The 13,574-nt window shown below is 72.7% G+C and carries 18 protein-coding genes; 2 read left to right on the forward strand and 16 right to left on the reverse strand.

The features are described from left to right. The 15 genes from AB0L06_RS21140 to AB0L06_RS21210 form a co-directional block, all read right to left on the reverse strand. The gene (locus AB0L06_RS21140; RefSeq protein ID WP_500232751.1) at positions 1 to 450 is read right to left on the reverse strand and encodes a winged helix-turn-helix transcriptional regulator; all 450 of its coding nucleotides are present in this window, start codon (positions 448 to 450) and stop codon (positions 1 to 3) included. 20 nt (positions 451 to 470) lie between these two features. Continuing rightward, the gene (locus AB0L06_RS21145; RefSeq protein ID WP_500232752.1) at positions 471 to 1,631 is read right to left on the reverse strand and encodes a thiolase family protein; all 1,161 of its coding nucleotides are present in this window, start codon (positions 1,629 to 1,631) and stop codon (positions 471 to 473) included. A 416-nt stretch (positions 1,632 to 2,047) separates the two neighbouring features. Continuing rightward, positions 2,048 to 2,854 carry a maleylpyruvate isomerase family mycothiol-dependent enzyme gene (locus AB0L06_RS21150; RefSeq protein ID WP_500232753.1) on the reverse strand — a complete coding sequence of 269 codons (807 nt, stop codon included), beginning with the start codon at positions 2,852 to 2,854 and terminating at the stop codon, positions 2,048 to 2,050. A 64-nt stretch (positions 2,855 to 2,918) separates the two neighbouring features. After that, entirely contained in the window at positions 2,919 to 3,497 is a 579-nt protein-coding gene (locus AB0L06_RS21155) for an Asp23/Gls24 family envelope stress response protein (RefSeq protein WP_500232754.1), read from the reverse strand. Positions 3,498 to 3,500: 3 nt separating this feature from the next. After that, entirely contained in the window at positions 3,501 to 4,130 is a 630-nt protein-coding gene (locus AB0L06_RS21160; RefSeq protein WP_500232755.1) for a DUF6286 domain-containing protein, read from the reverse strand. Beyond that, positions 4,127 to 4,525 (reverse strand): Asp23/Gls24 family envelope stress response protein, encoded by a 399-nt coding sequence (locus AB0L06_RS21165; RefSeq protein ID WP_500232756.1) that lies wholly within the window; start codon positions 4,523 to 4,525, stop codon positions 4,127 to 4,129. Before AB0L06_RS21165 ends, AB0L06_RS21160 begins: the two co-directional genes overlap by 4 nt. A gap of 35 nt (positions 4,526 to 4,560) precedes the next feature. Beyond that, positions 4,561 to 4,767, reverse strand: coding sequence for a hypothetical protein (locus AB0L06_RS21170; RefSeq protein ID WP_500232757.1), 207 nt, complete (start codon positions 4,765 to 4,767; stop codon positions 4,561 to 4,563). Positions 4,768 to 4,785: 18 nt separating this feature from the next. Continuing rightward, positions 4,786 to 5,061 carry a hypothetical protein gene (locus tag AB0L06_RS21175; RefSeq protein WP_500232758.1) on the reverse strand — a complete coding sequence of 92 codons (276 nt, stop codon included), beginning with the start codon at positions 5,059 to 5,061 and terminating at the stop codon, positions 4,786 to 4,788. Positions 5,062 to 5,072: 11 nt separating this feature from the next. Then, positions 5,073 to 5,375: a hypothetical protein gene (locus tag AB0L06_RS21180; protein WP_500232759.1), complete on the reverse strand. Its 303-nt coding sequence runs from the start codon at positions 5,373 to 5,375 to the stop codon at positions 5,073 to 5,075. 59 nt (positions 5,376 to 5,434) lie between these two features. Continuing rightward, entirely contained in the window at positions 5,435 to 5,953 is a 519-nt protein-coding gene (locus tag AB0L06_RS21185) for an Asp23/Gls24 family envelope stress response protein (protein ID WP_500232901.1), read from the reverse strand. A 248-nt stretch (positions 5,954 to 6,201) separates the two neighbouring features. Then, complete coding sequence (locus AB0L06_RS21190) at positions 6,202 to 6,846, reverse strand: hypothetical protein (protein WP_500232760.1); 645 nt, start codon at positions 6,844 to 6,846, stop codon at positions 6,202 to 6,204. A gap of 54 nt (positions 6,847 to 6,900) precedes the next feature. Then, positions 6,901 to 7,524 (reverse strand): DUF6286 domain-containing protein, encoded by a 624-nt coding sequence (locus tag AB0L06_RS21195; RefSeq protein ID WP_500232761.1) that lies wholly within the window; start codon positions 7,522 to 7,524, stop codon positions 6,901 to 6,903. Between the two features lie 129 nt (positions 7,525 to 7,653). Then, positions 7,654 to 8,517 (reverse strand): formyltetrahydrofolate deformylase, encoded by an 864-nt coding sequence (gene purU / locus AB0L06_RS21200; protein WP_500232762.1) that lies wholly within the window; start codon positions 8,515 to 8,517, stop codon positions 7,654 to 7,656. A gap of 128 nt (positions 8,518 to 8,645) precedes the next feature. Beyond that, complete coding sequence (locus AB0L06_RS21205; protein ID WP_500232763.1) at positions 8,646 to 9,575, reverse strand: LysR family transcriptional regulator; 930 nt, start codon at positions 9,573 to 9,575, stop codon at positions 8,646 to 8,648. A 25-nt stretch (positions 9,576 to 9,600) separates the two neighbouring features. After that, entirely contained in the window at positions 9,601 to 10,713 is a 1,113-nt protein-coding gene (locus AB0L06_RS21210; protein WP_500232764.1) for a pyridoxal-phosphate-dependent aminotransferase family protein, read from the reverse strand. A gap of 258 nt (positions 10,714 to 10,971) precedes the next feature. On the opposite strand from AB0L06_RS21210, the gene AB0L06_RS21215 reads away from it, so the two are divergent. Further along, entirely contained in the window at positions 10,972 to 11,547 is a 576-nt protein-coding gene (locus tag AB0L06_RS21215) for an NUDIX hydrolase (protein WP_500232765.1), read from the forward strand. Positions 11,548 to 11,616: 69 nt separating this feature from the next. On the opposite strand, the gene AB0L06_RS21220 is transcribed toward AB0L06_RS21215, so the two are convergent. Further along, the gene (locus AB0L06_RS21220) at positions 11,617 to 12,513 is read right to left on the reverse strand and encodes an aldo/keto reductase (RefSeq protein WP_500232766.1); all 897 of its coding nucleotides are present in this window, start codon (positions 12,511 to 12,513) and stop codon (positions 11,617 to 11,619) included. An 88-nt stretch (positions 12,514 to 12,601) separates the two neighbouring features. Between AB0L06_RS21220 and AB0L06_RS21225 the strand changes: the two genes are divergently transcribed. Further along, positions 12,602 to 13,510: a LysR family transcriptional regulator gene (locus AB0L06_RS21225; RefSeq protein ID WP_500232767.1), complete on the forward strand. Its 909-nt coding sequence runs from the start codon at positions 12,602 to 12,604 to the stop codon at positions 13,508 to 13,510. The last annotated feature ends 64 nt before the right edge of the window (positions 13,511 to 13,574 follow it).

Below are 13,574 nucleotides of genomic sequence, written 5' to 3' on the forward strand. Positions count from 1 at the left end.
TTAGGCGGGGCGGACGCCCCGGCCGTGGGGGGTGTGGGCGCCCTCGCGGGCGGGTTCGCCGCAGGCGGCGCAGACGACCTCGGGAACGAGGTCGGCGCCGCAGGAGTGGGTCCAGGTGACGGGCGGATCGTCGCTGTTGATGTGGCGGTCGCCCCACTTGAGCAGCGTCAGCAGGACGTCGCCCAGCTCGCGTCCGGCCTCGGTGAGGTGGTACTCGTACCGGGCCGGACGGTCGCTGTACTGCTCGCGGTAAATGATCCCGCTGTGCTCCAGCTTGCGGAGGCGCGCGGTGAGGATGTCGCGGGACGCGCCGGTGTTGCGGGCGATGCCGTCGAAGCGCCGGACGCCGTGGAAGAGCTCGCGGACGACCAGGACCGACCAGCGCTCGCCGATCAGGTCCAGGGTGTCGGCGATCGAGCAGGCCCTCGGGTCGGCGTCCTTCGGCGGCATGGTCATCATCGTATTCGCTGCTAGAGGCGCTCGATGATCGTCGCGTTGGCGAGGCCGCCCGCCTCGCACATGGTCTGGAGGCCGTAGCGTCCGCCGGTGTCCTCCAGGGCGTGCAGGAGGGTGGTCATGATGCGGGCGCCGCTCGCGCCGAGCGGGTGGCCGAGGGCGATGGCGCCGCCGCGGACGTTGGTCCGGGCCGGGTCGGCGCCCGTCTCGCGGAGCCAGGCGAGGACGACCGGTGAGAACGCCTCGTTCACCTCGAACAGGTCGATGTCGGCGAGGTCCAGGCCGGAGCGCGCGAGGACCTTGGCGGTGGCGGGGATGATCGCGGTGAGCATGAGGAGCGGGTCGTCGCCCGCGACGGCGAAGGTGTGGAAGCGGGCGCGGGGGCGCAGGCCGAGGCGCTCGGCGGCCTCGCGGCTCATGACGAGGACGGCCGCGGCGCCGTCGTTGATCGGGGACGCGTTGCCCGCCGTGATCTCCCAGCCGATCTCCGGGAAGCGCCGGGCGGCCTCCTCGTAGAAGTAGGCGGGCTTGAGCCCGGCGAGGACCTCGGGGGTCGTGGCCGGACGGACCGACTCGTCCATGCCGGGCCAGGCCAGCTCGCGGTCGAACTCGTGCTTCTCCCAGGCCCGGGCCGCGCGGCGGTGGGACTCGGTGGCGAAGGCGTCCAGTTCGGCGCGGGAGAGCTTCCAGCGGGCGGCGATCAGCTCGGCGGAGATCCCCTGGCCGACCAGGCCCTCGGGGTAGCGCTCGTTCAGCAGCGGGCCGAACGGGTCGCTGCCGGGCAGGACGGCCGAGCCCATCGGGACGCGGGACATCGACTCGACGCCGCACGCGATCGCCACGTCGTACGCGCCGGAGATCACGCCCTGCGCGGCGAAGTGCAGGGCCTGCTGGGACGAGCCGCACTGGCGGTCCACGGTCGTCGCGGGGACGGACTCGGGGAATCCGGCCGCGAGGACGGCGTTGCGGGTGAGGTTGAGGGCCTGCTCCCCCGCCTGGGTGACCACGCCGCCGATCACGTCGTCCACGGCGGACGGGTCGATGCCGGCGCGCTCCACCAGCGCCTTCAGGGTGCGGGCGAGGAGGTCCACGGGGTGGTCCTCGTGCAGGGCGCCGCCCGGCCTCCCCTTGCCGATCGGGGTCCTGACGGCTTCGACGATCACCGCGTCTCGCATGACTGCCTCCTGAGTTGGAATCTCCAACCCAAGAGTCGCGCTGTCAGTTGGATTTTCCAACCCACTAGGGGCGTGGCGCCGGTCACAGCGCAAAGAGACGTCCGGGATCGTGAGCGTCCCGGACGTCTGGACAGTGCGAAATACGGGTCGCGCTCCCGGAGGCCGTGGCGGTAGGACACGACCTCCGCGAAGCGCTCGGGCCGCTCTAGTGGAAGGGGCCCGTTGGGAAGTCGTTCAGGTTGCGCCTCCATCCGTCGAAGGGCTCCTCTGGGGAGCCGTCCGTCCTCTGGTGCTCCAGCAAGCGAACACCTCCAAACGCCCTCGACGTCAGCGGGTACTCCGAACGCTAGGACGCAGATGGGTGATTTTGGGGATCAGGAGGACAAAAGGTCCGTCAAGCTGCCTGGGTGGCGTCGTCAAGGTGCCAAGGTCATGGCTCCCAGGACCCGTGCGGCCAGCGCCTCGTCCCCGCTGACCTCGACGGTCACGTCGGCGGACGTGCAGCGCCCGGCCACCAGGCGGACGAAGGTCTCCCAGTCCATCCGCAGGACGGTCGCGTCCTCAGGGGCCGTCTCGGCGAACGCGGCGCGCCCGTCCGGGCCGACCACGACGTGCCGGACGAACGTGAACGGGCCGGTGCTCTCGAACGTCACGGCCGTCCCGGGGGACGCGGCGGCGCGCTTGCCGACGATCATCGGGAGGCCGCGCGAGACGATCTGGAACATCCGCCCGGCGGCGGGGGCGTCCAGGTTGCCGGGACGCCCGACGGCGCGCCGGATGTCCTGCTCGTGCGCCCAGCAGTCGAACGCGCGGAACGCCATCAGCTCGACGTAGGGTCCCTCGCCGCCGGTCGGCAGCCACGTGCGCTCGTCGGGCGGGGTCGTCGCGAGCCGCTCCATCCGCCGGTCGAGGACGGCCCGGAGCTCCTTCAGCACCTCGGGTCCGGGCGTCCCGCGCCGGTGGTCCACCGCGGGCTCCACCACCTTGCCGAGGTCGTTGCGGACGTGCGGGAGGTCGTCCGGAAGCGTGTGGCCGGGCGCGGGATCCTCGCCCATCAGCATCGTCTCCACGCCGACCAGGTGGGACACGATGTCCTTGACGTTCCAGCCGGGGAGCTCGGTCGGCCGTTCCCAGTCCGCGTCGCCGAACGTCTCGGCCAGCCCGATCGTCGACCGGACCGTCTGCTCGTACGCGGCCACGTGTCCCGCCATCACTTCGTCCATGGCGGGCATCATCGCGCACGCCCGGTCCGGCGACCAGAGCCGGGTTCGGTCGTCGGAGGCGGACTCACTCGACGACGCGGCGCTCGTCCCCGGTGACCAGGTTGAGCCGGACGACCGTGGGCAGCCGCTCCACCTCGAGCGTGCCGCGCAGCCGCGCGAGCGCCGGATCCTGGAGGCCGCGGCGCAGTTCCAGCAGGTCGGCGCGCCGCTCGTAGGTGACATTGAGGCGCAGTCTCGGCGCGGACGGCTTCCCCGTCAGCCTCACCCGCGCCGACCGGACGCCGGGCAGCCCCTGAATGTCGTCCTGAAGCGCGGTCGCGAGCGTCCCGGCGGGGACGATCGTCCGGCCCGTGCCGTCGCCATCGTCCAGGACGACCCCGGCGATGCGGTCGGAGCGTCCCTGCGCGAGCAGCCAGGCGATCCCGATGAACGCGGCCACCACGGCACCTGCGCCGATCTCGGGCCAGTACCAGGCGTGCACGGCCGCGAAGTGACGCGTCACCCTGCTGAGGACCGGCTGGTGCGCGCGCAAGTGACCGAAGGCCCCCAGCCCGAACGCGAGCCCGGTTCCCCCGGCCGCGATCAGCAGCAACCCCGTCAGGACGAGCAGGACCCGGTTCAGGCGCGCGGCATGCCGGTCCATCGCTCAGACCCGCCTCGTCCGCGCCCTGACGGCGACCCTGTACCCCGTCAGCGGACGGATCTCCTCCAGCTTCCCCTGGACGGCCCGTCTGACCTGCTCCTTCACCGCGTCCACCGCATGGGACGGGCAGTGCACGGACACCCTCACGCGGCGGCGGCCCAGCGAGACACGCGCCTGCGTCGCACCCGGGACCTCCTCGGCCACCGCCACGAGCGCCTTGCCCAGCCCGCCGCGCGTGACCGCCATCGCGAGATCCCGGTCGTCACCGCGCAACGGGACGACCCGGGGCCGTCCCGGAAGCAGCCCGGCCAGCACGAACCACAGCCCGACCAGCGCCACGGCGGCGCAGATCGCGAGCACCTGCCAGCTCCGCCAGGACGCGTGCTCCGCCCAATGCACGAACCACCCATACGGGACGATCCGCGCCGGATGCCCGCCCATGACCGAGAACACCTCGATCGCGGTGAGCGCTCCACCGGCGGTCAGCACCACCGCGGCGATCAGCGACGTCATGAACCGGCGCGGCCGGAACGCCGACCGCGCCACGCGCCCCGCCCGCTTCCCCCTCCCGGCTGGAACCGTCGCGTCCTCCGCCGTCCGCGACGTCGGCGGCCGCCCCGCACGCGTGGTCATAGGATTCGCCTCCGTCCGGAGGCGGTCACAAGCTCTTCGGGACGGTCGAAGGCGGCGATCTCGACGTCCACCCGATCGACGGTCATGCCGGTCATCTCGTGGACGCGGGCGCTCACCGCCTCACGGATGCGCCGCGCCACCTGCCGCACGGGCACCGGGTACTCGACCGACGTGGACACGCGCGCGATCACCCGGTCGCCGTCGACGACGACCCGGGCACGGGCGTCGACGCGTCCGCCCACGCGCACGCCGAGGACGGACCGGTCCCGTCCCGTCGTCCCGGCCGCCTCCCCGGCCGCCCGGCCGACCACCCGCGTGAGCACCCGATCGGTGACCAGGGTCGTCCCACGCTCCGACGCGTGCGGAATGGGCGACGTGGATGACGTGGGCGGCACGAGCCGAACCGTGGGCCCGGCGGGCGCCGCGAGGCTCATACGGTCGGCCGCTTCCGGTTGCCGAAGGACTCCCACAGCCCGGCGACGTCGATCTCACCGGCGACGACGCGCCCGGCCAGAAGACCCACCACGCCGAGCACCAAAACCAGTAGAAACCCGGCCAATCCGCCGAACACCCCGGCGAAGCCGAGCGCGGTCCCGAACCCGAGGCCCACGATGGACCAGATCGAGATTCCGTTCATGCTCTCCCCCTTGAGCCGCTATCGCAGCCGTCGCGCCCGGTCGCGGCGATAGCGCCAGCGCTCCACCGCCGCGACCGGGCCGAAACGCCTCTGGACGCCGACGATCGGCGCGTCCGGGGACGGGCCCGAGCCCGAACCCGAGCCCGTGTCCGCGTCCGTCCGGCTGCGCCGCCTGCGGCGGAGCCCGGCGGCGAACGTCTCCGGATCGCCGCCGAGGTCCGGGTGGTGGTCGCGGACCCAGGCGCGGAACGCCGAGCGCTCCGCCCTGGCCTCGTCCCGCGTCCCCATCCCCATCCCGTCCGCCCTCATCCCGTCGCGTCGTCCGCGTCTGTTTCGTCGTCCTCGACGATGTCGGCGATGTCGGCGATCAGGACGTCCACCCGGCGGTCCCCGGCCAGCGGACGCGCGACGGCCCGGACGTCGTCCGCGAGTTCCTCCAGCGGACGTCCGAACCGGGCCACCACGCCGATCTCGACGGCGTCGTCCCACACGGAGACCCCGCTCATCGGCACTCCGACCTGGAGCCCCGCGACCGGGGGCAGACACCCGGTCGCGAGGCCCGCCACGCCCGGAAGCGCGGACACCGCGGCGGCGACACGCTCAGCCACCTCGACGGACGGCGGCGCTTCGGCCCCCGTCCGTCCCGCCTGATCGAGCGTCGAGCCGGTCACTGCACCCGCGGCGTCGGCCTGTCGGCGTCGTTCGACGCGTCGTCCTGCCTGTTCTCGTCCCCGGGCAGGTGGACGTCGTCGACGGTGATGTTCACCTCGACCACCTCCAGCCCGGTCATCTGCTCGATCTGGTGGACCACGCTCTCCCGGACGTCCCGGGCGAGGTCGGGGATGGCGACCCCGTACTCGACGACCAGGTCGATGTCCACGGCGGCCTGCCGCTCCCCGACCTGGACCGCGACGCCCCGGGTCACGCTGGTCCCGACGCCCGGGATGCGCTCCCGGACCGAGCCGATCGTGCGGGCCATCCCGGCGCCCATGGCGTAGACGCCGCCGACCTGGCGGGACGCCATGCCGGCGATCTTCGCCACCACGCCGTCCGCGATCCTGGTGCGGCCGGTGTCGCTGACCAGCGCACCCTGCTGCTTGGGCGCGACCGCGCGGCCGGCGCTCGCGCCGGCGACCGGGCCCGGTTTGCCCGCGACTCCGGCCTTGCGCTCCGCGACGGTCCGCACCTGCTGGTTCGGCAGTCCGTCCACGTGTTCCCTGGTGGCCTGCTGTCCGCTCTGTGGACTCACGGCGATTCCCCCTGTGGCCTCGTAACTGCCGAGTTCATGCTCACGTTCCGTAACAGGAAAACCGGCACACAAGGCAAGAGAGAACCAAAAAGGACCGGCGGCGTGATCACGCCACCGGTCCCCTGCCATCGGGACTAACACCCCAAGGCCGGGAGGCGTCGACACTCCCGACCTTCCCGGCATCCCTACCCGGCATCACCGTCGGTAAGCGGCGCGGGCCCGTCGTCCTCCGGTGGCAGGACGCGCCGCCTCGCGTGCGGCACCAGCGCGACCTCGACGTCGTCGTCACTGGGAATGTCGAGCGGATTCGACGCCTCCGCCAGCCGGTAACGCACCGCGACCAGCAGCGTCTGCATGCCCAGCGAGTCGCGGAACCGTGTGACCGGCTCGCCGCCGAGCACCGTGTGGACGACGCCGGGACGCGCGTCCGGCGCGCACTCCACGCTCAGCGTCAGCCGCGGCCGCGCCGCCGTCCCCGTCAGCCGTGCCCGGACGGCCTGGACGCCCGGCGCCCGCGTCACGTCCCGCACCAGGTCACCGGACGCGGCGCGCGCGTGCATGCGGGTCGCGCCGTCCACACCCGGACGGCGTCGGCGCACCGCGGACCGGATCACCCCGGCCACCCCGACGAGCCCGGCCAGCGCCACGAGCTCGGCGACCGCCCCGGTCAGCGGCCAGAACCAGCCGTGATCCGCGATGTACCAGTCGACGGTCGGCGACAGCACCGCCGTGCCCGCCACGCCCGGCCCGAACACACCGAAACCGGCGCACAGCGCCAGCGCACCGGCTCCGACCAGCAGCAGCCCGGTCAGCCCCACCACGATCCGCATGCCCAGCCCCCTCCGTTGCCCGCGCGCGCCCGCGCGGCGGGTCAGCCGCCGTGCTCAGTCGTCGCGCCAGCTCAGGCGGACGTCGACGCGACGGGGTCGCATCAGGTCGAATTCGTCCAGCCGGGCGCGGACGGCCTGCCGGATCAGGTCGGCGCAGTTGGCCGGGTTCCGGTACCGGGTCGCAGCGCGGACGACGACGCGGCGGCGGAAACCGTCGCGCAGCCGCACCCGCGCCCGGTCGACACCGGCCGCCTCAAGCGCGGCGTCGGTGAGCGCACGGCGTAGGTCCCGCCGGGAGACGCCACCGGCGAGCCGCGCATCGGTGCCCCGCAACGGCTCCCGCCGCGGACGTCCCGGAACCAGCGCCAGCAGCAGCAACACCCCGGCGGCCACGAAAGCGCCCGCGATCGCCATCACCGGACGGTCGTGCCATGCGGCGTGCCGCAGCGCGTGCGCGACGGACCTGACCGGGACGATCCGGACCGGCGTGCCGACCATCGTGGACAGCACCTGCACCGCCGTGCCGCCACCGGCCAGGGCCAGCAGCAGGCCCGTCCCGCCGAGCAGCAGCGCGCGCCGCGGCCGGAACTCGGCCAGCGCGGCGCGCCGGGCCTGCTGACGCGCGTGCGCCTCTTCGATGAGGTCGTCCACCAGCGTCTCGCCCATCACCACCCCCACGCGGGAACCGGACTGCCCGGAATGCCGTTACCCATGGTGAGGCAGAGGAACGCTCGGTGAAACCCGCCATGCCGAGAAACCCTCAGCTACCGGGCTCCACGTGCAGGTCAGCGGAAGACGACGGTGCGGTCAGCGGAAGACGACGGTGCGGTCGCCGTTCAGCAGCACGCGGTGCTCGGCGTGCCACCGGACGGCGCGGGAGAGCGCCAGGCACTCGACGTCGCGTCCCACGGCGACCAGCTCGTCGGCGCTGTGCGCGTGGTCGACGCGCGCGACCTCCTGCTCGATGATCGGCCCCTCGTCCAGCGCGGGCGTCACGTAGTGCGCGGTCGCGCCGATCAGCTTCACACCGCGCGCGTGCGCCTGGTGGTAGGGCTTGGCGCCCTTGAAGCTCGGCAGGAACGAGTGGTGGATGTTGATGATCTGCCCGGGGAGCTTGGCGCAGAAGTCGTCCGAGAGGATCTGCATGTAGCGGGCGAGGACGACCAGGTCGGCGCGGTAGTGCTCGACCAGCGCGAGGATCTCGGTCTCCTGCGCGGCCTTGCCGCCGCGCCCGACCGGCAGGTGGTGGTAGTCGATCCCGTACGACTGGGTGAGCGGCCGCATGTCGGGGTGGTTGGACGCGACGGCGACGATGTCCACGTCCAGCAGCCCGGACCGCTGCCGGTAGAGCAGGTCGTTCAGGCAGTGCCCGAACTTCGACACCATGATCATCACGCGCGGGCGCTCGGCCGTGTCGTCCAGTCGCCAGTCGAGGCCGAGCTCGGTGCCGAGCGCGGCGAACCCGGCGCGGAGCCCGTCGGCGTCGGTGTCCGCCGGAACGGCGAACTGGACGCGCATGAAGAACGTGGCGGAGTCGCGGTCGCCGAACTGCTGGCTCTCCAGAATGTTGCAGCCGCGCTCGGCCAGCGCCCCCGAGACGGCCGCGACGATGCCCGGACGGTCCGGGCAGGAGAGGGTCAGGACGAACTCGCGCTGATCTTGCTGGGTCATGACTTCACTTTCGCCGCGGTCGGGACGTCCGGAATGAGGTACGAGCTTACGCGCGACACTTTCCCGCCGCTGATGTTCCCCCACGTCGGGGCCGTACTAGGGAGGTTCCGGGGCGAAGCGGGCCGTTCTCAGCGCACGGCGCGAAGCGGGGCGGGCGTCCGGGCGGGCCAGGTGTGGGTGGCCTTCAGGAGCTTGATGAACTCCTGCTCGGCCGGTCCGAGCAGGCGGTCGCGGCGGTGCGCGACGACGATGGGACGGGGGCTCGGCTCCGGCGCGACGGGCAGGACGACGAGCCGCCGCTCGGCGACCTCGGCCTCGACGCAGTGCTCGGACACCAGCGAGACGCCGAGGCCGGACGCGACCGCCTGTTTGATCGTCTCGGGCCCCCAGATCTCGCTCCGCGAGACGCCGTCGAGACCCCAGTCGGCGAGCGCCTCCTCCTGGACGGCACGGGTGGACGAGCCGGGCTCGCGAAGCAGGAAGCGCTCGCCGGTGAGCCGGTCCGGCCCGACCGTCCGCTCGTCCGCGAGGGGGTGGTCGGGCGAGGCGATCAGCACCACCCGGTCCTGCAGGATCGGCTCGCCGTCCAGTTGCGGGGCGCGCGGCGTCCCGGCGAGGACGGCGACGCCGATCTCACCGTCCAGCAGGCGCTTCTCGACCTGCTCGGCGTTGCCGGTGAAGATGCCGACCTCGATGCCGGGGTGCCGCTCGCGGAACGCCGCGAGCAGCGGCGGCAGCAGGTAGGTGCCGACCGTGGTGGAGCCGCCCGCGACGAGCGTCCCGCTCTGCAGGCCGCTGACCTGCCGGATCGCGGTGACGGCCTCGTCGGCGAGCAGGAACACCCGCCGGGCGTACTCCAGCAGCACCTCGCCCTCCGGGGTCAGCCGGATCCGCGCGCCGGAGCGGTCGATCAGCGTGGTCCGCAGCGACTGCTCCAGCTGCCTGACCTGGTTGGAGACGCTGGGCTGGCTCAGATAGAGCTTGGCCGCGGCGGCGGAGAACCCGCCCTCCTCCACGACCGTCATGAAGATCCAGAGGCGGTACAGGTTCAGCTGCACGGGGGCTCCTTGCGTGGCGGGGTTGTCAGGCTCGGGCCGCGCTGATCGATGCGTCCAGGGCGCCCTCGAGCTCTTCGAGCCGGTGCCAGGGGATGTCCCCCATCGTGCAGATTCGGAAGAACTGGGAGGAAAGGGAACCCTGTCCGGCGTATATGACATACCCGCGGCGCTTGAGCTCGTCGTGAAGCCGGTCATACGTCACGGCGTCCGGGAGGTGAAGCATCGTGACGGAGTTCGACCGCAGCTCGGGCCGGACGAGCACGTCCAGGCCGAGGCGCGCGAAGCCGCCGCGCACCAGCTCGGCGCGTTCGCGGTACAGCTTCGTGCGTCCCTCGAAGCCGCCCTGCTCGAAGTACTCCTGGAGCGCCTCGTCCAGGGAGTAGCAGATCTGTACCGCCGGGGTGAACGGCACGTTTCCGTTTCGCTGGCCCTTCAGGTAGGACGCGGCGTTCAGGTAGAGGCTGCGCTCGGGCACCTCCTGGACGCGCTCGATGCCCTTCGGCGAGCACAGGATGAACGAGATGCCGGGCAGTCCGTGCAGGCCCTTGTTCGCGGTGCCGCACACGATGTCCGCGCCGATCCCGCCGAGGTCCTGGTCCTCATTGCCGGTGGCGCTGATCGCGTCCACGACCAGCAGCGCGTCCGTCGCGGCGACGATCTCGCCGATCGCCTTCACCGGGTTGATCAGCCCGGTCGTGGTCTCGTGGTGGACGACCGCGACCGCGTCCACGCGGGGGTGCTCGGCGAGCGCGGCGCGCACCGCCTCGGGGTCGACCGGGGTCGTCCAGCGGGTGAGGTCGTCGCCGTCCGGGCGGACGGCGTGCGCGGTGATCCCGTTCGCGCGGGCGATCCGCAGCAGCCGGTCGCCGTAGACCCCGTTGTCCACCACCAGGATCTCCCGGCCCTCGCGGACCGAGCTGATGACGGCCATCTCCATCGCCGAGGTGCCGGATCCGGTCACCAGCAGCGCCTCGTGGGCGGTCAGGTTGAGAGCGCGGGGCAGGTCCGCGCGGATCTTGGCCAGCAGCTCGCCGAACTCCGGCTCGCGGTGGCACAGGTCGCCGCGGAGCAGCGCGTCCTTGACCCGCTGGGAGGTGCAGGCGGGTCCGGGGTTCAGGAGGATGAGTTCGTCGTCCACGTCACCGGACGCTAACCACGCGCCGGACGGGCGGCCAGACCGGTTTCCCCATACCCGCCATAGCCGTTTGCGTATTGCCCTATTCCGATTAGCGGTTGTGCGAAAACTCCGTCCCGAGAGCTCTCACGCCGTTCACCGCCCGTTCGCCGCCGCTTCCGGAGACCGCCACAGAGCCGGAAGGGCGCGCGACCGCCCCTTGCCCCGGCCGAGGCCATCATGGACGGTGCGAGGAGACGCCGGCACGGAAGGGGTTCTCACGTGGAGACCAGCGAACCGGGCGACCGGGCGGCGCATGACGAGCCCGGAGGCCGGTCGGCGCAGGACGGGGCCGGCGACCAGGCGGTGCGGGACGGGGCCGGCGACCAGGCGGTGCGGGACGGGGCCGGTGAATGGTCGGACCGGGCGGCCGTGCGGATCATCTGTGTGGACGGCGTGGGACGCGTCCTGCTGATGAACTGGCACGACCCGTACAACCAGCGCGTGATCTGGGAACCGCCGGGCGGCGGCGTCGAGCCGGGCGAATCCGACATCGAGGCGGCCCGGCGTGAACTGCACGAGGAGACCGGACTGCCGGGTTCGTCCGTCCGGGACGTGTCCGTGCGCGTCGAGCGCGACTTCCTCTGGCTCGGCACCCGGTACGTCAAGACCGAGCCGTTCTTCCTCGCCCGCTTCGACGGCACCCCGGACGTCCGTCCGGCCGGGTTCACACCGGAGGAGAACGACACCTTCCTCGGGATGGCGTGGTTCTCCCCCGGCGAGATCGCCGCGCTGGACGCCCCCGTCGAGCCGTCCAACCTGCTGACCGCGATCGTCCCGCTCCTCGACACCCCCTGACCGGCCCGCCCGGGGGTGTGTCTCAAGGTCGGCGGTCGCGCAGTAGGGCAGGTGACCTTGAGACACGCCCTAGCCTGCGAGGGCATCGAGGCGGGCGGCCTGGTCGGCGGTCAGGGCGAGGTCGAGCGCGGCGAGATTCTCGGCCACGTGCGCGGCCGACGTCGTGCCGGGGATCGGCAGGATCGCCGGGGAGCGCCGGAGCAGCCAGGCCAGCGCGGTCTGCGCCGGAGTCGCGCCGAGCTCCGCGGCCACCTCGGCGACCGTCCCGCCGGGCGCGGCATGCGCACCCATCGCGACGGGGAAGAAGGGCAGGAACGCGATGCCGTGACGCTCCGCGTACTCCACGACCGGATCGTGGTCGCGGGCCGCGAGGTTGTAGAGGTTCTGGACGGCCGCGATCGGCGCGACGGCGCGAGCCGCCTCGAGCTGCTCCACGGTCACCTCCGACAGGCCGATGTGCCGTGCCTTGCCCTCGTCCTGGAGCTGCTTCAGCGCGCCGATCTGGTCCTCCAGCGGAACATCCGGGTCGACGCGGTGCAGCTGCAGCAGGTCGATCCGGTCGGTGCGCAGCCGCCGCAGGCTCAGCTCCGCCTGCTGCCGCAGGTAGGCGGGGTGCCCGAGCGGCACCCACTCGGCCGCCGACGGGCGCGCCACCCCGACCTTCGTCGCGACGACGACGTCCTCGCGGTACGGGTGCAGGGCCTCGCCGACCAGCTCCTCGCCCCCGCCCAACGCGTAGGCGTCGGCGGTGTCGATGAGCTGGACGCCCAGCTCGACGGCCTCCCGGAGCAGCGCGAGCGCGGCCGCGCGGTCGGCGGGCGGCGTCCAGATGGGCGCGGCGGCCCGGTCAGCGGGACGCCCCGGACCGTCCGCGAGGCGCATCGTCCCCAGGCCGATCCGCCGGACGGTCAGGTCGCCGCCGATGTTCAGGGTCTTCGCGTTCGTGATCGTGCTCGTGTTCGTCATGCGTCCACGATCGTTCCGGCGCCGGGCCGGAACAACGCCGACCTGCTGAACGATCTATCATGCGGGCTTATCGATGGAGGTGAGGCCGGTGGAACGGCAGGAGATCGAGGTCTTTCTGACCCTCGCGGACGAGCTGCACTTCGGCCGCACCGCCGAACGCCTCCGGGTCTCCCGGGCGGCCGTGTCCCAGACGCTCAAGAAGCTGGAACGCCGCATCGGCGCACCCCTCTTCGAGCGGACGAGCCGCCGCGTCCTCTCCACCCCGGTCGGCAAGCGGCTCCAGGACGACCTGGCCCTGGCCTGGGCGGCCGTCGAACGCGCCGAATCCGACGCGATCGCCATGGCGCGCGGCGTGGCGGGCACCCTCACCATCGGTTTCCTGGGCGCGTCCCAGGGCGAACTCACCCCGCGCATCGTCGCCGCGTTCCGCGCGGCGCACCCGGGCACCGAGGTGCGGATGCGCGAGGTCCACCTCGGCGACCCGTTCGGCCCCCTACGCGACGGCACCGTGGACCTCCTGCTCACCCGCCTCCCGGTCGTCGAACCCGACCTGACCGTCGGCCCCGTCGTCCTGTCCGAGACGCGCCTCCTGGCCGTCGCCGCCGATCACCCCTTCGCGGGCCGTCCGTCCGTCCGCCTGGACGACCTGTCCCGCGACACCACGTTCAGCGCCTGCGGCCCCGCTCCGTCCTACTGGTGGGACGCCCAGATCCCCTCGGTCACCCCGTCCGGCCACCCCGTCCACCGCGACGAGCCCGTGGAGACCCTCCAGGAGATGATGACGCTGGTCGCGTCCGGCGCGGGTATCGCCCCGGTCCCCCGCTCGGTCTGCTGCGCCTACTCCTACTCCGCCGTCACCTACGTCCCCATCGAGGACGCCCCGCCCAGCGAAGTGGCCCTCGTCTGGCGCACCGCCGCCGAAACCGCCCGAACCCGAGCCTTCCTCGACGCCACCCTCCAAACCCTCAAAACCACCAACACCCCCTCCCCCAGCTAGCTCGTCCCCTCGCAACCACGACCAGCCCCCACCAGGCACGTCCGCCCGAGACCCGGTCGGAGGG

This window comes from Spirillospora sp. NPDC052269 (assembly GCF_040679435.1).
Lineage (GTDB): Bacteria > Actinomycetota > Actinomycetes > Streptosporangiales > Streptosporangiaceae > Spirillospora.

Excerpts from the sequence above, each read along its gene's own strand:
- AB0L06_RS21140 (WP_500232751.1), bottom strand. The coding sequence starts at position 450 with ATGCCGCCGAAGGACGCCGACCCGAGGGCCTGCTCGATCGCCGACACC.
- AB0L06_RS21145 (WP_500232752.1), bottom strand. The coding sequence starts at position 1,631 with ATGCGAGACGCGGTGATCGTCGAAGCCGTCAGGACCCCGATCGGCAAG.
- AB0L06_RS21150 (WP_500232753.1), bottom strand. The coding sequence starts at position 2,854 with ATGGACGAAGTGATGGCGGGACACGTGGCCGCGTACGAGCAGACGGTC.
- AB0L06_RS21155 (WP_500232754.1), bottom strand. The coding sequence starts at position 3,497 with ATGGACCGGCATGCCGCGCGCCTGAACCGGGTCCTGCTCGTCCTGACG.
- AB0L06_RS21160 (WP_500232755.1), bottom strand. The coding sequence starts at position 4,130 with ATGACCACGCGTGCGGGGCGGCCGCCGACGTCGCGGACGGCGGAGGAC.
- AB0L06_RS21170 (WP_500232757.1), bottom strand. The coding sequence starts at position 4,767 with ATGAACGGAATCTCGATCTGGTCCATCGTGGGCCTCGGGTTCGGGACC.
- AB0L06_RS21175 (WP_500232758.1), bottom strand. The coding sequence starts at position 5,061 with ATGGGGATGGGGACGCGGGACGAGGCCAGGGCGGAGCGCTCGGCGTTC.
- AB0L06_RS21190 (WP_500232760.1), bottom strand. The coding sequence starts at position 6,846 with ATGCGGATCGTGGTGGGGCTGACCGGGCTGCTGCTGGTCGGAGCCGGT.
- purU (WP_500232762.1), bottom strand. The coding sequence starts at position 8,517 with ATGACCCAGCAAGATCAGCGCGAGTTCGTCCTGACCCTCTCCTGCCCG.
- AB0L06_RS21220 (WP_500232766.1), bottom strand. The coding sequence starts at position 12,513 with ATGACGAACACGAGCACGATCACGAACGCGAAGACCCTGAACATCGGC.